Origin of the sequence: Aeromonas sp. R7-2 (genome assembly GCF_040908105.1) — a bacterium.
In the GTDB taxonomy this organism is placed as follows: domain Bacteria; phylum Pseudomonadota; class Gammaproteobacteria; order Enterobacterales; family Aeromonadaceae; genus Aeromonas; species Aeromonas caviae.
In genome coordinates this window covers 1-20,326 of record NZ_JBFODC010000031.1, presented here as the reverse complement: position 1 = coordinate 20,326, position 20,326 = coordinate 1, and the positions used below count along the sequence as shown (strand labels likewise).

Sequence of the window (20,326 nt, the reverse complement as noted above, 5' to 3'; positions counted from 1 at the left end):
GCTACAACACCAGCACCTACGGTACGGCCACCTTCACGGATGGCGAAACGCAGGCCGTCGTCCATCGCGATCGGGGCAATCAGGGTAACAACCATCTTGATGTTGTCGCCCGGCATGACCATCTCTACGCCTTCCGGCAGTTCGATGGTACCGGTCACGTCGGTAGTACGGAAGTAGAACTGCGGACGGTAGCCCTTGAAGAACGGAGTGTGACGACCACCTTCTTCCTTGGACAGCACGTACACTTCAGATTCGAACTTGGTGTGCGGCTTGATGGTGCCCGGCTTGGCCAGTACCTGACCACGCTCTACGTCTTCACGCTTCACGCCACGCAGCAGTGCGCCAACGTTCTCACCTGCACGACCTTCGTCCAGCAGTTTGCGGAACATTTCAACGCCGGTACAGGTGGTCTTGGTGGTATCTTTGATACCAACGATTTCCACTTCTTCACCAACCTTGACGATACCGCGCTCTACACGACCGGTAACTACGGTACCACGGCCTGCGATGGAGAATACGTCTTCGATAGGCATCAGGAACGGCTGGTCAATGGCACGCTCCGGCTCCGGAATGTAGGTGTCCAGGTGGCCAGCCAGTTCCAGGATCTTCTCTTCCCACTGAGCTTCGCCTTCCAGCGCTTTCAGTGCGGAACCACGTACTACCGGCAGGTCATCACCCGGGAAGTCGTACTCGGACAGCAGTTCGCGAACTTCCATCTCGACCAGTTCCAGCAGCTCTTCGTCATCTACCATGTCGCACTTGTTCATGAACACGATGATGTACGGAACGCCTACCTGACGACCCAGCAGGATGTGCTCACGAGTCTGCGGCATCGGGCCGTCAGTCGCTGCTACTACCAGGATTGCGCCGTCCATCTGGGCAGCACCGGTGATCATGTTTTTAACGTAGTCGGCGTGACCCGGGCAATCTACGTGAGCGTAGTGGCGGGTAGCAGTGTCGTATTCTACGTGGGAGGTGTTGATGGTGATACCACGCTCACGCTCTTCCGGTGCCTTGTCGATCTGGTCGAAGGCGAAAGCTTTACCACCGAAGTGCTTGGCCAGCACGTTGGTGATGGCGGCGGTCAGGGTGGTTTTACCGTGGTCAACGTGGCCGATGGTGCCGACGTTTACGTGCGGTTTATTACGCTCAAATTTTTCTTTAGACACGACGTAGTCCTTCTAGGTTAAACCCGCCTACCGTCGTAGGCGGGGAATCTTAAATTACTTGGATTTGCGCTCTTCGATCACGGCCTGGGCGACGTTGGTCGGGGCATCGTGATACTTGGCGAATTCCATGGCGTAGGAAGCACGACCCTGGGTAGCAGAACGCAGGGAGGTGGCGTAACCGAACATTTCGGCCAGCGGCACCAGCGCACGTACGATCTTGCCGGACGGGCCATCTTCCATGCCTTCGATCAGGCCGCGACGACGGTTCAGGTCACCGATCACGTCGCCCATGTAGTCTTCCGGAGTCTCGACTTCGACCTTCATGATCGGTTCGAGCAGTACCGGGTTGGCCTTCATGAAGCCAGCCTTGAACGCCAGAGAAGCAGCGATCTTGAACGCCAGCTCGGAAGAGTCGACATCGTGGTAGGAACCGAAGTGCAGACGTACACCCAGATCCATTACCGGATAGCCTGCCAGCGGGCCGGACTTCAGCTGCTCGCGGATACCCTTGTCAACACCCGGGATGAATTCGCCCGGAATCACGCCACCCTTGATGTCGTTGACGAATTCGTAGGCTTTGCCTTCTTCCAGCGGGTACATGTCGATAACGACGTGACCGTACTGACCACGACCACCGGACTGCTTGGCATGCTTGCCTTCAATATCCTTGACGGTGTTGCGGATGGTTTCACGGTAGGCAACCTGCGGCTTACCTACGTTGGCTTCTACCTTGAACTCGCGACGCATACGGTCAACGATGATGTCCAGGTGCAGCTCACCCATACCGGCGATGATGGTTTGGCCAGATTCTTCGTCGGTCCATACGCGGAAGGACGGATCTTCCTGAGCCAGACGGCCCAGAGCCAGGCCCATCTTCTCTTGGTCAGCCTTGGATTTCGGCTCAACGGCGATGGAGATTACCGGTTCCGGGAATTCCATACGCTCCAGGATGATCGGTGCGCTTTCGTCACACAGGGTGTCACCGGTGGTGACGTCCTTCAGGCCGATGGCAGCAGCGATGTCGCCTGCGCGAACTTCTTTGATCTCTTCACGCTTGTTGGCGTGCATCTGAACGATACGGCCGAAACGCTCGCGCTTCTCTTTAACGGAGTTCAGCACGGAGTCACCGGAGTTGACCACACCGGAGTAAACACGGAAGAAGGTCAGGTTGCCCACGAACGGGTCGGTAGCAATCTTGAATGCCAGAGCAGAGAACGGCTCGTCATCGGAAGCGTGACGCTCGTCCTTGGTCTCGCCATCCAGCTTCAGACCGTCGATAGCAGCAACGTCGGTCGGAGCCGGCAGGTACTCGACCACGGCATCCAGCATGGCCTGTACGCCCTTGTTCTTGAACGCGGAGCCACAGGTAACCAGGATGATTTCGTTGTTCAGAACACGCTGACGCAGAGCTTTCTTGATCTCTTCTTCAGTCAGTTCTTCACCACCCAGGTATTTTTCCATCAGGTCTTCAGACGCTTCAGCAGCGGCTTCAACCAGGTTCATGCGCATTTCTTGCGCCTGTTCCAGCAACTCAGCCGGGACGTCTTCGTAGTCGAAGGATACGCCCTGGTCAGCTTCGCTCCAGTTGATGGCTTTCATCTTGACCAGGTCGATAACGCCCTTGAAGTTCTCTTCGGAACCGATGTTCAGTTGCAGAGGAACCGGGTTACCTTTCAGACGGGTCTTGATGTGCTCAACGCAGCGCAGGAAGTTGGCACCGGTACGGTCCATCTTGTTGACGAACGCGATACGGGGAACCTTGTACTTGTTAGCCTGACGCCATACGGTTTCAGACTGGGGCTGTACGCCACCTACGGCACAGTACACCATCACGGCGCCATCCAGAACACGCATGGAACGCTCTACTTCGATAGTAAAGTCAACGTGGCCCGGGGTATCGATGATGTTGATACGGTGCGGTTGGAACTGTTTACCCATACCGGACCAGAAAGCGGTGGTCGCGGCGGAGGTGATGGTGATACCACGCTCTTGTTCCTGTTCCATCCAGTCCATGGTGGCGGCGCCATCGTGAACTTCACCGATCTTGTGACTTACACCGGTGTAAAACAGAACGCGCTCGGTAGTAGTAGTCTTACCGGCGTCGATGTGAGCGGAGATACCGATATTACGATAACGCTCAATGGGGGTTGTACGAGCCATTGTCATCCTCTTACTAGGGCGCTTGTCCCCAGATAATTAAAGGTGCGCAGAGTCATAAGACCCTGCGCAAGCGGATTACCAGCGGAAGTGAGCGAAGGCCTTGTTCGCTTCAGCCATACGGTGAACGTCTTCACGTTTCTTGACAGACGAACCCTTATTGTCAGCGGCATCCAGCAGCTCGCCAGCCAAACGCTGAGCCATTGATTTTTCACCACGTTTACGAGCGGCATCAACCAACCAGCGCATTGCCAGAGCATTGCGACGTACCGGACGAACTTCTACCGGCACCTGATAGGTTGCACCACCGACGCGACGAGATTTAACCTCGACCGCCGGACGAATGTTGTCCAGAGCGACTTCGAACAGGGCCAGGTGCTCTTTGCCAGATTTGGTGGCAATGATGTCCAGGGCGCCATAAACGATGGCTTCTGCAACAGATTTCTTACCGTCAACCATTACTACGTTGACAAATTTAGCCAGCAGCTCAGATCCGAACTTGGGATCCGGCAGGATTTTACGCTGACCAACAACACGACGTCTTGGCATTTCAAATTCTCCGTAACTTCAGGGGTTACCCAAAACTAGAAAGTTATCTAACTAGAAACGAATTAACGTTTGGCCTTACTTAACGGAGAACCATTAAGCTTTCGGACGCTTCACGCCGTACTTGGAGCGAGCCTGCTTACGGTCTTTAACACCGGCACAGTCCAACGCACCACGAACGGTGTGATAACGAACACCTGGCAAGTCTTTTACACGACCGCCACGGATCAGAACAACAGAGTGCTCTTGCAGGTTGTGACCTTCACCACCGATGTAGGAGGTGACTTCGAAGCCGTTGGTCAGACGTACACGGCATACTTTACGCAGTGCAGAGTTAGGCTTCTTCGGGGTGGTGGTGTATACACGGGTGCATACACCACGCTTCTGAGGGCACGCTTCCAGCGCCGGCACGTTGCTTTTCACAACGAGCTTGATGCGTGGCTTGCGAACCAACTGGTTAATAGTTGCCATCAAAAGGCTCCTGATAATGACTTCATAAACGTGTGAAAAATCCTCCCCGCAGATACGGGGACGCGAAATTTTATGCCCTGTTGTCTGGGGAGTCAAGATTTATACAATTTGCACACCGAAATGGCAAATGACAGTCGAATGACATTATGCTAAGCAACTGAGATAAAAAGGAAAACCAAGTCTAACCGCCCCAGGTCTGCGGTGATCCGTGCTCGGCGATCAACCTGATCAAACCCGGCATATCGAGTTCCATCCCGATCCCGGATGACAAGCCTCTCGCTTGCAGGTCTTCCTTCATGACGTAAAGGGGGACGTCTGCCAAGCGCTCGCACCACCCGGGGGCAGCCGCCGCCATCACGGCATCCTGCATCAACACCACCAGATCCCCTTCCATGCGGTAACGCAACGCCAACTCGAGATCCTGGCTCATGAAGGGAGAGTTCAATATCAGCTGTATCACGGACACCTCAGAAGCAGATGTGGGTGGTGAAACCCGCCCAGCTACGGCGAATTTCCGCAGGAGAGAGCGGAATAACTGGGATTAGCAGATCCGCCGCCGTCAGTCCTCGCTCAGCCAGTGACACCGCACAGACATAGATCTCCTCGATGTCATACAGTTCCAGCATCTTGAAGGTCGGGGCGTAGTGACGCTGCAATATGGCGTGTGGTGATTGCTCCCTCACCAGTTGCATTACGCCATCCCCCACCAGAAAGAGTGCCAGGGACTCCGTCAATGCAGAGGTGGCCAGCAGAGCATCCAGCCCCTCCCGACCACTCGCCGAACCATGGGGACCACGCCGTGAGATAAACGCTATTCTGGTCATTTTGTCCCCCTAGAACTGAACGAAGCGATCAGCGGTCAGTGCGGCTTCCGCCAACTGACCGAGCCCGCTCAGGCAGAATGGTGCTTCCAGATTGAAATGCTCCCGTCCCATTCCCTTGGCCTCCTGCTCATCCAGCACGCCACGGCGCATGGCCGCAGCCACACACACATCGATACGGATGCCCTGCTGGATGGCCAACTCGCGCCACAACGCCACCAGGTCGGTCTCATCGCTGGCTGGCGTATGGAGGCCATTGGCATTGCACACCCCCTCCTGATAGAAGAAGAGGTGGGACAAGCGGTGTCCCTGCTCGACCAGACTCAGGGCAAAACGATAGGCCGTGCTGGCCGTCTGGGTGCCATAGGCGGGCCCGGTGACCAGCAGAGCAAAATTCAGACTCATGATCGCACTCCTGCACAGCGGTGCATCCATTCTACCTCATAGACGCAAAAGCCCCTCCTGGGAGGGGCTTTTGCAATGAAACAGGCTCAGACGTAAGCGATGGCTTCGACTTCGACCAGCACATCCTTGGGCAGACGAGCGACCTCCACGCAGGAACGTGCCGGAGCGGATTCGCCAAAGTAGCGGGCATACACCTGGTTGAAGGCCACGAAGTTGTTCATGTCACTCAGGAAGCAGGTGGTCTTCAGTACCTTGCTGGTATCGGCCCCTGCGGCTTTCAAGACTGCGACCAGATTCTTCATCACCTGCTCTGCCTGAGCCTCGATGCCACCGGCAACGATGTCCATGGTGGCCGGATCGAGCGGGATCTGCCCGGAGGTAAAGACCAGCTCACCCAGCTTGGTAGCCTGGACATAAGGGCCAATTGCGGCAGGCGCCTTGTCGGTTGCAATCACTTCTTTAGCCATTGTTATCTATCCCCTATCTATGGCGCTTACTCGCTCTCTTCTTCACCCTGCTTGCGCTGTCGGATGTAGAGATACACGGTATGTTTGGAAATATTCAGCTTGTCGGCGACCAGGTTGATCGAATCCTTGATATCAAATATGCCCTTCTCGAACAACTGGGTCACGATAAAACGGTTCTTGGCATTGTTGGCCACGGAGGGATCACGATTGATCTCGTCGATGGTGTTGTCCACCGTCTGGGCAACCAGCTCTTCGACGCTGTTGGCGAAGGTCTCCGGTGATTGCCGCTCCACCTGCTGTGGCGTCGGGAAGAATTCGGCCACGAACTCGTGGAAAGGTGCATTGATGTGCAGGTTGATGCAGATAAGGCCGATCACCTGCTTGTCGCGGTTACGGATGGCGATGGTGCTCGACTTCATCAAGGCACCGGTCCGACTGCGGGCAAAATAACTCTGGGTGTGATCCTGACCCGTGCTCTCGATATCCTTGAGCATCCGCAGGGCGAGATCGGTGATCGGCGCCCCCAGAGTTCGACCCGTATTGAAACCATTCGCTATTTGGATCACGGACTCATGCAGATTTTCCAGGGAGTGGAGCACCACCTCGCAGTGCTTGCCGAACAGATCGGCCAGGCCTTCGATAAGGCCCCCATATGAACGCAACAGCTCCCTGTCTTCGTCTGTAAAAGCGCGACCGCTCAGTTGCTCTTCGGGAAGCAGTACTTCCTCGATACCGACAGCCATGTTCTACCCCTGTAATACCCATTCAACTTTCCCGAGTTTTCAGTTGCGACGGGGCAATGTCAACTTTTTTTGATTTTTTGCTCTATAACCTTGCACTGGATCATCCCCCTGCCCCAGCCCAGTGCACGCTGGGCGCCGGATGGGAAATAAAAAAAGGGCCCCTAGAAGGGGCCCTTTTCGATCACTGCAGCGGAAGATTACTCTTCGTCAAAACTGCCGGCTGCGTTGAGCAGATCCGCCAGGTTTTGCTGAGCTTCATCGGCAGTCACCTGCGGCACACCGACAGCACGGGCTGCGGCGGCACGCTGGTTGATGCGGCTGTGGTGGTAGGCAAAGCCGGTACCAGCCGGGATCAGACGACCCACGATCACGTTCTCTTTCAGGCCGCGCAGTTCATCACGCTTGCCACCCACGGCCGCTTCGGTCAGCACGCGGGTGGTCTCCTGGAAGGACGCCGCGGAGATGAAAGACTCGGTGCTCAGAGATGCCTTGGTAATACCCATCAGGATATGACGGTAGGTAGCCGGGGTCTTGCCTTCGGCAACCAGTTTACGGTTGGCAATCTTCACACGGGCCACTTCAACCTGCTCACCTTCGATCAGGTCGGTGTCGCCAGCGCTCAGGATCTCGCACTTGCGAAGCATCTGACGCACGATGACTTCGATGTGCTTGTCGTTGATCTTAACGCCTTGCAGACGGTAAACGTCCTGCACTTCGTTGGCGATGTAGTTGGCGACCGGGCTGATACCGCGCAGACGCAGGATGTCATGAGCAGACTCGGGACCGTCCGCCAGCACTTCACCCTTCTCAACTTTTTCACCTTCGAACACGTTGAGGTGACGCCATTTCGGAATCATCTCTTCGTAGATCTCGCCACCATCGGTCGGGGTGATGACCAGACGGCGTTTGCCCTTGGTCTCTTTCCCGAAGGAGATGGTACCGGAGATCTCGGCCAGGATGGCCGGCTCTTTCGGCTGACGTGCTTCGAACAGATCCGCAACGCGCGGCAGACCACCGGTGATGTCCTTGGTACCGCTGGACTCTTGCGGGATACGCGCAACCGCATCACCCACGCCCACGTTGGCACCATCTTCCAGGTTCACGATCGCCTTGCCCGGCAGGAAGTACTGGGCGGGAACGTCGGTGCCCGGGATCATCACATCCTTGCCGTTCAGATCGACCAGTTTCACGGTCGGACGCATCTCTTTACCGGCGCTCGGACGCTCGTTGACATCCAGCACGACGATGGAAGAGAGACCGGTCAGCTCGTCGGTCTGACGAGTGATGGTCACACCGTCGATCATGTGTTCGAAGTGCAGGCGACCCGCCACTTCGGTGATGATCGGGTGGGTGTGCGGGTCCCAGTTCGCGACGGTATCACCGGCGTTCACCGCTTCGCCATCCTTCACTTCCAGCACGGAACCGTAAGGCAGCTTGTGGCTTTCCTTGGTACGGCCCATCTCGTCCATGATGGTCAGCTCGGTAGAACGGGAGGTGATAACCAGCTTGTCAGAGTTGTTCAGAACGAACTTGGCGTTCTGCAACTTGATGCTACCGGTGTTCTTCACCTGGATGCTGCTCTCGGCAGCCGCTCGGGATGCGGCACCACCGATGTGGAAGGTACGCATCGTCAGCTGGGTGCCCGGTTCACCGATGGACTGAGCGGCGATAACACCGACAGCCTCACCCTTGTTAACCAGGTGACCACGGGCCAGATCACGGCCGTAGCAGTGAGCACAGTTACCGAAGTCGGTCTCACAGGTGATGGCAGAACGTACCTTCACGCGGTCGACGGAGTTGCGCTCCAGCAGGTCACACAGCTGCTCGTCGAGCAGGGTGTTGCGCGCTACCAGCACTTCATCCTCGGTACCCGGCTTGATCACGTCTTCGGCCACCACACGACCCAACACGCGCTCACGCAGCGGCTCGACCACGTCGCCACCCTCGATCAGCGGAGTCATCCACAGACCGTCGGTAGTGCCGCAATCGTCCTCGGTGATCACCATGTCCTGGGCCACGTCAACCAGACGACGGGTCAGGTAACCGGAGTTCGCTGTCTTCAGCGCGGTATCCGCCAGACCTTTACGAGCACCGTGAGTGGAGATGAAGTACTGCAGTACGTTCAGACCTTCACGGAAGTTCGCCACGATCGGCGTTTCGATGATGGAGCCATCCGGCTTCGCCATCAGGCCACGCATACCGGCCAGCTGACGGATCTGGGCGGCGGAACCCCGCGCACCAGAGTCGGCCATCATGAAGATGCTGTTGAAGGAGGCTTGCTCTTCCTCATCGCCCAGGGAGTTGACGTTACGCTCCTTGGAAAGGTTGTCCATCATGGCCTTGGAGACGCGATCGTTCGCGCTGGCCCAGATATCGATAACCTTGTTGTAGCGTTCGCCCGCGGTCACCAGACCGGACAGGAACTGGTCCTGGATCTCGGCGACTTCGGCTTCTGCAGCAGCGATGATGTCTTTCTTGGCATCCGGGATGACCATGTCATCGATACCAACAGAGGCACCGGACAGGGCCGCGTAGTGGAAACCGGTATACATCAGCTGGTCAGCGAAGATGACGGTATCCTTCAGGCCCTGCTTGCGATAGCAGGTGTTCAGCAGACGGGAGATGAGCTTTTTGCCCAGCGCCTTGTTGGAGACGCACTTGATCCAGTTCTGCGGGTTGGCGTCCAGATCAGCCTGCTCTGCAGCAGTCAGTACCTTGGGCTCGTCAATCAGCGCGTACTCCATGCCTTTGGGCAGGATCAGGCTCAGGATCGCACGACCAACGGTGGTGTTCTTCATCTCGGTCTTGGCAACCAGCTCACCGGCTTCGTTCTTCACGTACTCGGTGATGCGGCACTTGACGCGAGCATGCAGGTCGGCCAGACCGGCACGGTAGACCTTCTCGGCCTCTTTCGGACCGGACAGCACCATACCTTCGCCCTTGGCGTTGATACGGGCACGGGTCATGTAGTACAGACCCAAGACCACGTCCTGGGAAGGAACGATGATCGGCTCACCGGAGGCAGGCGACAGGATGTTGTTGGTGGACATCATCAGGGCGCGCGCTTCCAGCTGGGCTTCCAGGGTCAGCGGTACGTGGACCGCCATCTGGTCACCGTCGAAGTCCGCGTTATACGCAGCACAAACCAGCGGGTGCAGCTGGATGGCCTTCCCTTCGATCAGGGTCGGTTCAAACGCCTGGATACCCAGACGGTGCAGGGTCGGTGCACGGTTCAGCAGAACCGGGTGTTCGCGGATCACTTCGTCCAGGATGTCCCAAACGACGGCTTCTTCGCGCTCCACCATCTTCTTGGCGGCCTTGATCGTGGTCGCCAGACCGCGGGATTCCAGCTTGCCGTAGATGAAGGGCTTGAACAGTTCCAGTGCCATCTTCTTCGGCAGACCGCACTGATGCAGACGCAGGGTCGGACCTACGGTGATAACGGAACGACCGGAGTAGTCGACACGCTTACCCAGCAGGTTCTGACGGAAACGACCTTGCTTACCCTTGATCATGTCGGCCAGGGATTTCAGCGGGCGCTTGTTGGAACCGGTGATGGCACGACCACGACGGCCGTTGTCCAGCAGGGCATCCACGGACTCTTGCAGCATGCGCTTTTCGTTGCGCACGATGATGTCCGGCGCAGCCAGATCCAGCAGACGCTTCAAGCGGTTGTTACGGTTGATCACGCGACGGTACAGATCGTTCAGATCGGAGGTCGCGAAACGGCCGCCGTCCAGCGGTACCAGCGGACGCAGGTCCGGCGGCAGCACGGGCAGCACTGTCATGATCATCCACTCCGGCTTGTTGCCGGATTGCAGGAAGGCTTCCATCAGCTTCAGACGCTTGGTGGTCTTCTTGCGCTTGGTCTCGGAGTTGGTCTGATCCAGCTCCTCACGCATGGCTTTGACTTCACCTTCCAGATCGATGGCGCGCAGCAGGGCCAGAATGGCCTCGGCACCCATCTTGGCGTCGAATTCGTCGCCCCACTCTTCCAGTGCGTCCAGATAGTTCTCTTCGGACAGCATCTGGCTGCGCTCGAGGTTGGTCATGCCGGGTTCGATCACTACATAGGATTCGAAATACAGCACGCGCTCGATGTCACGCAGGGTCATGTCCAGCAGCAGACCGATACGGGACGGCAGGGACTTCAGGAACCAGATGTGGGCAGTCGGGCTGGCCAGCTCGATGTGGCCCATGCGCTCACGACGGACCTTGGTCTGGGTCACTTCTACACCGCACTTCTCGCAGATCACACCACGGTGTTTCAGGCGCTTGTACTTGCCGCACAGACACTCGTAGTCCTTCACCGGTCCGAAGATACGGGCGCAGAACAGACCATCACGCTCCGGCTTGAAAGTCCGGTAGTTGATGGTCTCAGGCTTTTTGACCTCACCGAATGACCAGGAGCGGATCATGTCAGGAGAGGCCAGACCGATCTTGATACTGTCAAACTCTTCGGTCTTGGTCTGAGCCTTCAAAAACTTGAGTAAGTCTTTCACGTGTTTCCCCTGTCAGGAGTCTAACCTCGGCGCCCCGGCTGCCGAAACAGCGGGGCGCCCACGTCAATTCTCGAACAATAAGAGCGAGCTCTTACTCTTCGTCCAGCTCGATGTTGATACCCAGAGAGCGGATTTCCTTCAGCAATACGTTGAAGGATTCGGGCATGCCCGGCTCCATACGGTGGTCGCCATCCACGATGTTCTTGTACATCTTGGTACGGCCGTTCACATCGTCAGACTTGACGGTCAGCATTTCCTGCAGGGTATATGCCGCACCGTAAGCCTCCAGGGCCCACACTTCCATCTCACCGAACCGCTGACCACCGAACTGCGCCTTACCACCCAGCGGCTGCTGGGTAACCAGGCTGTAGGAACCGGTAGAACGCGCGTGCATCTTGTCGTCTACTAGGTGGTTCAGCTTCAGCATGTACATGTAACCCACGGTGACCTTGCGCTCGAAGGCGTTACCGGTACGACCGTCGAACAGGGAGATCTGACCGGATTCCGGCAGATCGGCCAGCTTCAGCAAGGCTTTGATTTCGCGCTCTTTGGCACCATCAAAGACAGGTGTAGCCACCGGCAGACCCTTACGCAGGTTACCCACCAGGGTACGCACGTCGTCGTCAGACAGTTCGGCAATGTTCACTTGCTGGGAGTCCTTCTCGCCCAGGTCATAGACCTGTTGCAGGAACTCGCGCATCTCGTGCAGCTCGCGCTGTTCTTTGATCATGCGGTCGATCTTCTCGCCGATGCCCTTGGCCGCGAGGCCCAGGTGCACTTCGAGGATCTGACCGATGTTCATACGAGACGGTACACCCAGCGGGTTCAGTACGATGTCGACCGGACGGCCGTACTCGTCATGGGGCATATCCTCGACCGGACAGATCTTGGAGATAACACCCTTGTTACCGTGACGGCCCGCCATCTTGTCACCCGGCTGGATGCGACGCTTGACGGCCAGATAGACCTTGACGATCTTCAGTACGCCCGGCGCCAGGTCATCGCCCTGGATGATCTTGCGACGCTTGTTCTCGAATTTCTTGTCGAACTCGGCCTTCAGCTCAACGTGCTGTTCAGCGATCTGCTCCAGCTCGATTTGCTTGGCTTCATCTTCGATGGCCAGCTCAAACCACTTGGAACGATCGAGCTTGTTCAGACGATCTTCGCTGTAACCGGCGGCCAGCAGCAGGTTGCGGGAACGGCCGAAAATGCCGTCTTCCAGGATCTTGAACTCTTCGGTCAAGTCCTTCTTCGCTTCCTTCAACTGCATCTCTTCGATTTCTTTGGCGCGCTTGTCTTTTTCCACGCCATCGCGGGTAAAGACCTGCACGTCAACCACGGTACCGTACACACCGTTCGGTACACGCAGGGAAGAGTCCTTCACGTCGGACGCCTTCTCACCGAAGATGGCGCGCAGCAGCTTCTCTTCCGGAGTCAGCTGGGTTTCACCTTTCGGCGTTACCTTACCGACCAGAATGTCGCCACCCTTCACTTCGGCACCCACGTAGACGATACCGGACTCGTCCAGCTTGGACAGAGCGGCTTCACCCACGTTCGGGATGTCAGCAGTGATCTCTTCCGGACCCAGCTTGGTGTCACGGGAGATACAGGCCAGTTCCTGGATGTGAATGGTGGTCAGGCGATCTTCCTGAACAACACGCTCGTTCACCAGGATCGAGTCTTCGAAGTTGTAACCGTTCCACGGCATGAACGCGACGCGCAGGTTCTGACCCAGCGCCAGTTCACCAAGATCGGTGGACGGGCCGTCAGCCAGCACGTCGCCCGCCATCACCGGCTCACCCAACATCACGCACGGACGCTGGTTGATACAGGTGTTCTGGTTGGAACGGGTGTATTTGGTCAGGCTGTAGATGTCGATGCCGGCTTCGCCAGGCAGCAGCTCATCTTCGTTGACCTTGATAACGATACGGGAGGCATCGACGTAGTCGATCATGCCGCCACGCTTGGCCACTACGGTCACACCGGAGTCAACGGCCACTGCGCGTTCCATACCGGTACCTACCAGCGGCTTGTCAGCGCGCAGGGTCGGTACAGCCTGACGTTGCATGTTTGAACCCATCAATGCGCGGTTCGCGTCATCGTGTTCCAGGAACGGGATCAGGGCCGCTGCCACAGAGACGATCTGCTGCGGGCTCACGTCCATGTACTGGATCTGGTCGGCGTTCATAAAGGTGGATTCACCTTTGTGACGGCACGGGATCAATTCATCTTTCAGACGGCCATCTTCGGTGGTCGCGGCGTTGGCCTGTGCGATCACGTACTTGCCTTCTTCAATCGCAGACAGGTAATCCACTTCGTCGGTGATCACACCGTCGATCACCTTGCGGTACGGGGTCTCGAGGAAACCGTACTCGTTGGTGCGGGAATACACGGACAGCGAGTTGATCAGACCGATGTTCGGACCTTCCGGCGTTTCGATGGGACACAGACGACCGTAGTGGGTCGGGTGTACGTCTCGAACTTCGAAACCGGCACGCTCACGGGTCAAACCGCCCGGGCCCAGCGCGGAGATACGGCGCTTGTGGGTCACTTCGGACAGCGGGTTGTTCTGGTCCATGAACTGGGACAGCTGGCTGGAACCAAAGAACTCTTTGACCGCTGCGGAGATCGGCTTGGCGTTGATCAGATCCTGCGGCATCAGGGTGTCCAGATCGCCCAGAGACAGGCGCTCCTTCACCGCACGCTCGACACGGACCAGACCGACACGGAACTGGTTCTCGGCCATTTCACCGACGGAACGAATACGACGGTTACCCAGGTGGTCGATATCGTCCACTTCGTCGTTACCGTTACGGATGTCGATCAGGCGCTTCATGACCTCGACGATATCGTCCTTGGTCAGCACGCCAACGCCAGTCTCGTCTTCACGACCCAGACGGCGGTTGAACTTCATCCGACCTACGGTAGACAGGTCGTAACGCTCGGACGAGAAGAACAGGTTCTCGAACAGCTGTTCGGCCGCTTCGCGAGTGGGCGGCTCGCCCGGACGCATCATGCGATAGATCTCGACCAGAGCTTCCAGGCGGCTGGAGCTGGAGTCGATACGCAGGGTCTCGGACATGTAGGCACCGTGGTCCAGTTCGTTGGTGAACAGAACCTCGAAGTGCTTGAAGCCGGCTTGGGACAGGTTGGCAACTGCTTCCAGGCTCAGGGCCTGGTTGGCAGTCACGACCATTTCACCAGTCTGCGGATGTGCATAGTTCTTGGCTGCAACTTTGCCAACAACATACTCTACCGGCACCTCGATCTGAGTGATGCCGTCTTTTTCCAGCTGACGGATGTGACGGGCAGTGACACGACGACCGGTCTCGACCACCACGGCGCCATTGGCAATGATGTCGAAGGTCGCGGTCTCGCCACGCAGGCGCTCGGGCACCAGATCCATCATCAACTTGCCATCTTTCACTTCGAAACCGATGGTCTCGAAGAAGGTGGCCAGGATTTCTTCGGAGCTGAAGTCCAGGGCGCGCAGAATAATGGAGGCTGGCAGTTTACGACGACGGTCGATACGGACAAACAGGTTGTCTTTCGCATCGAACTCGAAGTCCAGCCAGGAGCCACGGTAGGGGATAACGCGAGCGTTATAAAGCACCTTACCGGATGAATGTGTTTTGCCTTTATCGTGGTCGAAGAAGACGCCCGGGCTGCGGTGCAGCTGGGAGACGATGACCCGCTCGGTACCATTGATGACAAAGGTGCCGTTTTCGGTCATGAGCGGAATTTCGCCCATGTAAACTTCTTGTTCCTTGATGTCTTTGACGGTGCCGGCAGCTGCTTCACGGTCGTACAGAACCATACGAAGCTTGACACGCAGCGGCGCGGAGTAGGTCACTCCACGGATCTGGCATTCTTTTACGTCAAATACCGGCTCACCCAGGCGATAGCTGACATACTGAAGCTCAGCACTACCGGAGTAACTGGTGATCGGGAAAACGCTACGGAAGGCGGCTTCTAGGCCGTACTCACCTTCCGGGTCAGCCTCGATGAACTGCTTGAAGGAGTCCAGCTGAATGGACAACAGATAAGGCGTGTCCAGTACCTGGTCTCGCTTACCGAAGTCCTTACGTATGCGTTTTTTTTCGGTATAAGAGTAAACCATAGGGTTCCTCAGCTCGCTGATAAGTGACCCACTCTGTCCCCACGGGACAGCTCTGTCTCAACACCGTTTTGTGTTGGCCCGGACGATGAGGCGGTCCGGATTGCTGGTGCACCGAGAGTCGTGAACGGTGTGAAATACTCTCAGTCTACAGCGCAAAAAGGCTGGTGAATAAAGATTCACCAGCCTTAGCCTGTTTTATCAGGCTAATCTACATAAATGCAGATTATTTGATCTCAACAGAAGCACCGGCAGCTTCCAGCTCTTTCTTCAGAGCTTCAGCTTCGTCCTTGGACACGGCTTCTTTCAGATTGGTCGGAGCAGCTTCTACCAGGTCCTTGGCTTCTTTCAGGCCCAGACCGGTAGCGCCACGAACGGCCTTGATGACGGCAACTTTGTTGGCGCCAGCAGCAGTCAGAACTACGTCGAACTCGGTCTTCTCTTCTACTGCTTCAGCAGCAGCCGGGCCGGCCATGACGGCAGCAGCGGCAGAAACACCGAACTTCTCTTCCATAGCTTCGATCAGCTCAACAACTTCCATTACGGACATGGAAGCAACGGCTTCGATGATTTGGTCTTTAGTGATAGACATGACAAAAATTCCTGATGTTGAATAAACTCAAACAGCCTAGATAGGCGAGAATCAAGCAGCAGCTTGTTTCTGGTCGCGAACAGCAGCGATAGTACGAACCAGTTTGCCAGCAGAGGCTTCCTTCATGGTAGCCATCAACTTCGCAATTGCTTCTTCGTAAGTCGGCAGCGTGGCCAGACGATCAATTTGTGCTGCGGCGATAAACTCACCGTTAAAAGCGCCAGCCTTGATTTCGAACTTTTGGTTCGCTTTGGCAAACTCTTTGAACAGACGAGCGGCAGCGCCCGGGTGTTCGTTAGAGAAAGCAATCAAGGTAGGACCGGTAAATGCGTCGTTCAGGCACTCGTATTCGGTACCTTCTACCGCGCGACGCAGCAGGGTGTTACGCACAACGCGCATGTACACACCAGCTTCACGAGCGGTCTTACGCAGGACGGTCATCTTCTCTACAGTGACGCCGCGAGAATCGGCTACAACTGCAGAAAGAGCGCCTTTGGCAGCTTCGTTGACTTCAGCAACAATTGCCTTTTTGTCTTCGAGTCCCAATGCCATTGGCTTAACTCCTGGATTGAATCCGGGTCTGTTGACCCAGTACTGACACATCCCCCCTACCTTTACAACAGAGGGGAACGATGCGGTAGCAGGATTCCAGAAGAGAAAGAATCTTTCTCGCTGGGTTTCCGGCACCGTCTACGCAGGAAGAATTAAGGCTTTGCGGCCTCCTGCGGTCTTGGACGGAGGTCGAAACCCCCAACCAATCAAGGCGCAAAATTATAGATTAAATTTTGCGCCTTGTAAAACCCATCAATTAGGCCTGAGCTTCCAGGGAAGCTTGGTCTACGGCAACACCGGCACCCATGGTGGTGGAGATGCTGACTTTCTTGATGAATACACCCTTGGCGGAGGACGGCTTGGCCTTCTTCAAGGCAACCAGCAGCGCTTCCAGGTTTTCTTTCAGCTGAACTTCGTTGAAAGAGACCTTGCCCAGAGTGGTATGAATGATACCGTTCTTATCGTTACGGTAACGAACCTGACCAGCCTTGGCGTTCTTGACGGCTTCGGCTACGTTCGGAGTGACGGTACCCACTTTCGGGTTCGGCATCAGACCGCGCGGGCCCAGGATTTGACCCAGTTGACCAACAACACGCATGGCATCCGGGGATGCGATGACGACGTCGAAGTTCATCTCGCCTTTCTTGACCAGCTCGGCCAGGTCGTCCATACCAACCAGTTCAGCACCGGCAGCCTTGGCGGCTTCGGCATTGGCACCCTGGGTGAACACGGCGACACGGATGTCACGACCGGTACCGTGCGGCAGTACAGTTGCACCACGTACGTTCTGGTCGGATTTACGAGCATCGATACCCAGGTTAACGGCAACGTCAACGCTTTCAACGAACTTGGCGGTAGCCAGTTCTTTCAGCAGGGCAATGGCTTCGTTGATGGAGTACTCTTTGGTACCGTCAACTTTTTCGCGAATAACGCGCATACGCTTGGACAGTTTAGCCATTGTCTTACTCCTCCACTACCAGGCCCATGGAACGAGCGGAACCGGCGATGCAACGTACTTTTGCATCCAGATCGGCACCAGTCATATCCGGCTCTTTGGTCTTGGCGATTTCTTGCAGCTGAGCCACAGTCACCTTACCAACCTTGTCTTTGTTCGGCTTGGCGGAACCAGACTGGATACCAGCGGCTTTCTTCAGCAGGAAGGAAGCGGGCGGAGTCTTGGTTTCGAAGGTGAAGGAACGGTCGCTGTAAACGGTGATCACGACCGGAGTCGGAGAACCTTTTTCCAGCTTTTCTGTACGGGCGTTGAATGCCTTACAGAATTCCATGATGTTCACACCGTGCTGACCCAGAGCAGGACCAACGGGAGGGCTGGGGTTAGCACTGCCAGCCTTAACTTGCAGCTTGATATAAGCTGTGACTTTCTTAGCCATTACAAAAATACCTCAAAAATGGGTTCTAACGCCTCGGAGACATGCTCCTGCAAACGGCTCCCCAACAAATAAAGGGGCAGCGAATTATAGAGATAATCGCTGCCCCTGACAACCGTTAAACGTACAGAGATTAATCAGCCTTTTTCGACCTGACCAAAATCCAGTTCTACCGGCGTTGAGCGGCCGAAGATCAGTACGGAGACCTTCACGCGGCTCTTTTCGTAGTCCACCTCTTCAACGGTACCGTTGAAGTCGGCGAACGGACCATCGGCAACCCGGACCATCTCACCCGGTTCAAACAGGGTTTTAGGACGCGGCTTGTCGTGGGCATCTTGCAGACGATTGAGGATGGCGTCCGCTTCCTTATCGGAGATAGGAGCAGGGCGATCGGAGGTACCACCGATGAAACCCATTACACGTGGTACATTGCGTACCAGGTGCCATGTGGTTTCATCCATCACCATCTGGACCAGGACGTATCCCGGGAAAAATTTGCGCTCACTCTTGCGCTTCTGGCCAGCACGCATCTCGACCACTTCTTCGGTCGGGACCAGCACTTCACCAAACAGCTCTTCCATGCCATGCATCTTGATATGTTCACGCAGGGATTTGGCAACACGGCCTTCATAGCCGGAAAATGCCTGCACGACATACCATCTCATACGCTGTTCACGTTGTTCAGTCATGGCTTATCCTTACACACCGGTAATCAGGTTGACCAACCAGACCAAGGCGCCGTCCAACACGAACAGCAGCAGCCCCATCACGGCAGTCACCGCCAGCACAATCAGGGTTGTCTGAATGGCTTCCTGACGGGTCGGCCATACGACCTTGCGGACTTCCAGGCGAGACTCACGGGCAAACGCCAGTGTTGCCTTGCCCTTGGTGGTTTGCAGGGCCACTGCACCGGCAGCAGCGATGACAACGACCACACCCAGGGCGCGGACGGCAGCAATAACGTCGCTCAGCAGGTAATTGCCCACTACAGCGGCCGCCAGGATGATGAAAACCAGGCCCCAAAGCAGGGTATCCTTGCTTCCGCCCTGACCCTCAGAACTAACACTCATACAACCCACCTGTATCTGACGTAACCAAAGACACAAAAGCCCCGTACGAGACGAGGTATATGGCAGGGGCGGCAGGACTCGAACCCGCAACCATCGGTTTTGGAGACCGCTGTTCTACCAATTCGAACTACGCCCCTGCATAAGAAAGCCCCTATTATAGGGGCTTTGCTTTATTTATGTAAGCCAAGATTAAGCGATAACTTTGGCTACAACACCAGCACCTACGGTACGGCCACCTTCACGGATGGCGAAACGCAGGCCGTCGTCCATCGCGATCGGGGCAATCAGGGTAACAACCATCTTGATGTTGTCGCCCGGCATGACCATCTCTACGCCTTCCGGCAGTTCGATGGTACCGGTCACGTCGGTAGTACGGAAGTAGAACTGCGGACGGTAGCCCTTGAAGAACGGAGTGTGACGACCACCTTCTTCCTTGGACAGCACGTACACTTCAGATTCGAACTTGGTGTGCGGCTTGATGGTGCCCGGCTTGGCCAGTACCTGACCACGCTCTACGTCTTCACGCTTCACGCCACGCAGCAGTGCGCCAACGTTCTCACCTGCACGACCTTCGTCCAGCAGTTTGCGGAACATTTCAACGCCGGTACAGGTGGTCTTGGTGGTATCTTTGATACCAACGATTTCCACTTCTTCACCAACCTTGACGATACCGCGCTCTACACGACCGGTAACTACGGTACCACGGCCTGCGATGGAGAATACGTCTTCGATAGGCATCAGGAACGGCTGGTCAATGGCACGCTCCGGCTCCGGAATGTAGGTGTCCAGGTGGCCAGCCAGTTCCAGGATCTTCTCTTCCCACTGAGCTTCGCCTTCCAGCGCTTTCAGTGCGGAACCACGTACTACCGGCAGGTCATCACCCGGGAAGTCGTACTCGGACAGCAGTTCGCGAACTTCCATCTCGACCAGTTCCAGCAGCTCTTCGTCATCTACCATGTCGCACTTGTTCATGAACACGATGATGTACGGAACGCCTACCTGACGACCCAGCAGGATGTGCTCACGAGTCTGCGGCATCGGGCCGTCAGTCGCTGCTACTACCAGGATTGCGCCGTCCATCTGGGCAGCACCGGTGATCATGTTTTTAACGTAGTCGGCGTGACCCGGGCAATCTACGTGAGCGTAGTGGCGGGTAGCAGTGTCGTATTCTACGTGGGAGGTGTTGATGGTGATACCACGCTCACGCTCTTCCGGTGCCTTGTCGATCTGGTCGAAGGCGAAAGCTTTACCACCGAAGTGCTTGGCCAGCACGTTGGTGATGGCGGCGGTCAGGGTGGTTTTACCGTGGTCAACGTGGCCGATGGT

18 protein-coding genes and 1 tRNA gene are annotated in these 20,326 nt (G+C 56.3%); all 19 read right to left on the bottom strand.

Translation table 11 applies throughout. The features are described 5' to 3' along the window. A partial coding sequence (gene tuf, locus AB5Y47_RS12915; protein WP_202041923.1) for an elongation factor Tu occupies positions 1 to 1,169 on the bottom strand: 1,169 nt, incomplete at its 3' end. 54 nt (positions 1,170 to 1,223) lie between these two features. Further along, entirely contained in the window at positions 1,224 to 3,329 is a 2,106-nt protein-coding gene (gene fusA / locus AB5Y47_RS12910) for an elongation factor G (protein WP_010675948.1), read from the bottom strand. A gap of 75 nt (positions 3,330 to 3,404) precedes the next feature. After that, complete coding sequence (gene rpsG, locus AB5Y47_RS12905; protein ID WP_010675949.1) at positions 3,405 to 3,875, bottom strand: 30S ribosomal protein S7; 471 nt, start codon at positions 3,873 to 3,875, stop codon at positions 3,405 to 3,407. Positions 3,876 to 3,968: 93 nt separating this feature from the next. After that, a complete protein-coding gene (rpsL, locus tag AB5Y47_RS12900) occupies positions 3,969 to 4,343 on the bottom strand; it encodes a 30S ribosomal protein S12 (RefSeq protein ID WP_005306278.1) in 375 nt (124 codons plus the stop codon). A 181-nt stretch (positions 4,344 to 4,524) separates the two neighbouring features. Next, positions 4,525 to 4,803, bottom strand: coding sequence for a sulfurtransferase complex subunit TusB (gene tusB / locus AB5Y47_RS12895; protein ID WP_043153905.1), 279 nt, complete (start codon positions 4,801 to 4,803; stop codon positions 4,525 to 4,527). Positions 4,804 to 4,810: 7 nt separating this feature from the next. Beyond that, positions 4,811 to 5,167, bottom strand: coding sequence for a sulfurtransferase complex subunit TusC (gene tusC, locus AB5Y47_RS12890; RefSeq protein WP_029314860.1), 357 nt, complete (start codon positions 5,165 to 5,167; stop codon positions 4,811 to 4,813). A 9-nt stretch (positions 5,168 to 5,176) separates the two neighbouring features. After that, the gene (tusD, locus tag AB5Y47_RS12885; RefSeq protein ID WP_043153907.1) at positions 5,177 to 5,569 is read right to left on the bottom strand and encodes a sulfurtransferase complex subunit TusD; all 393 of its coding nucleotides are present in this window, start codon (positions 5,567 to 5,569) and stop codon (positions 5,177 to 5,179) included. Positions 5,570 to 5,655: 86 nt separating this feature from the next. Then, positions 5,656 to 6,036 (bottom strand): RidA family protein, encoded by a 381-nt coding sequence (locus AB5Y47_RS12880; RefSeq protein ID WP_010675953.1) that lies wholly within the window; start codon positions 6,034 to 6,036, stop codon positions 5,656 to 5,658. Positions 6,037 to 6,062: 26 nt separating this feature from the next. Then, entirely contained in the window at positions 6,063 to 6,779 is a 717-nt protein-coding gene (locus AB5Y47_RS12875) for a transcriptional regulator (RefSeq protein WP_010675954.1), read from the bottom strand. A gap of 197 nt (positions 6,780 to 6,976) precedes the next feature. Next, positions 6,977 to 11,281, bottom strand: a complete 4,305-nt coding sequence (rpoC, locus tag AB5Y47_RS12870) for a DNA-directed RNA polymerase subunit beta' (RefSeq protein ID WP_010675955.1) — start codon at positions 11,279 to 11,281, stop codon at positions 6,977 to 6,979. A 91-nt stretch (positions 11,282 to 11,372) separates the two neighbouring features. Beyond that, on the bottom strand, positions 11,373 to 15,401 hold the full coding sequence (gene rpoB, locus AB5Y47_RS12865; protein WP_010675956.1) for a DNA-directed RNA polymerase subunit beta: 4,029 nt from the start codon (positions 15,399 to 15,401) through the stop codon (positions 11,373 to 11,375). A gap of 223 nt (positions 15,402 to 15,624) precedes the next feature. After that, a complete protein-coding gene (gene rplL, locus AB5Y47_RS12860) occupies positions 15,625 to 15,990 on the bottom strand; it encodes a 50S ribosomal protein L7/L12 (protein WP_010675957.1) in 366 nt (121 codons plus the stop codon). 51 nt (positions 15,991 to 16,041) lie between these two features. Then, positions 16,042 to 16,542 carry a 50S ribosomal protein L10 gene (gene rplJ / locus AB5Y47_RS12855; RefSeq protein ID WP_042016252.1) on the bottom strand — a complete coding sequence of 167 codons (501 nt, stop codon included), beginning with the start codon at positions 16,540 to 16,542 and terminating at the stop codon, positions 16,042 to 16,044. A 256-nt stretch (positions 16,543 to 16,798) separates the two neighbouring features. Next, the gene (gene rplA, locus AB5Y47_RS12850; RefSeq protein WP_010675958.1) at positions 16,799 to 17,500 is read right to left on the bottom strand and encodes a 50S ribosomal protein L1; all 702 of its coding nucleotides are present in this window, start codon (positions 17,498 to 17,500) and stop codon (positions 16,799 to 16,801) included. 4 nt (positions 17,501 to 17,504) lie between these two features. Then, positions 17,505 to 17,933 carry a 50S ribosomal protein L11 gene (gene rplK, locus AB5Y47_RS12845; protein WP_005306313.1) on the bottom strand — a complete coding sequence of 143 codons (429 nt, stop codon included), beginning with the start codon at positions 17,931 to 17,933 and terminating at the stop codon, positions 17,505 to 17,507. A gap of 134 nt (positions 17,934 to 18,067) precedes the next feature. After that, entirely contained in the window at positions 18,068 to 18,619 is a 552-nt protein-coding gene (gene nusG, locus AB5Y47_RS12840) for a transcription termination/antitermination protein NusG (RefSeq protein ID WP_010675959.1), read from the bottom strand. Between the two features lie 9 nt (positions 18,620 to 18,628). Continuing rightward, positions 18,629 to 19,000, bottom strand: a complete 372-nt coding sequence (secE, locus tag AB5Y47_RS12835) for a preprotein translocase subunit SecE (RefSeq protein WP_010675960.1) — start codon at positions 18,998 to 19,000, stop codon at positions 18,629 to 18,631. Positions 19,001 to 19,060: 60 nt separating this feature from the next. Next, positions 19,061 to 19,137: transfer RNA gene (locus AB5Y47_RS12830), tRNA-Trp, on the bottom strand. Positions 19,138 to 19,189: 52 nt separating this feature from the next. Then, the coding region (tuf, locus tag AB5Y47_RS12825; protein WP_017788708.1) for an elongation factor Tu at positions 19,190 to 20,326 on the bottom strand (1,137 nt) is incomplete at its 5' end.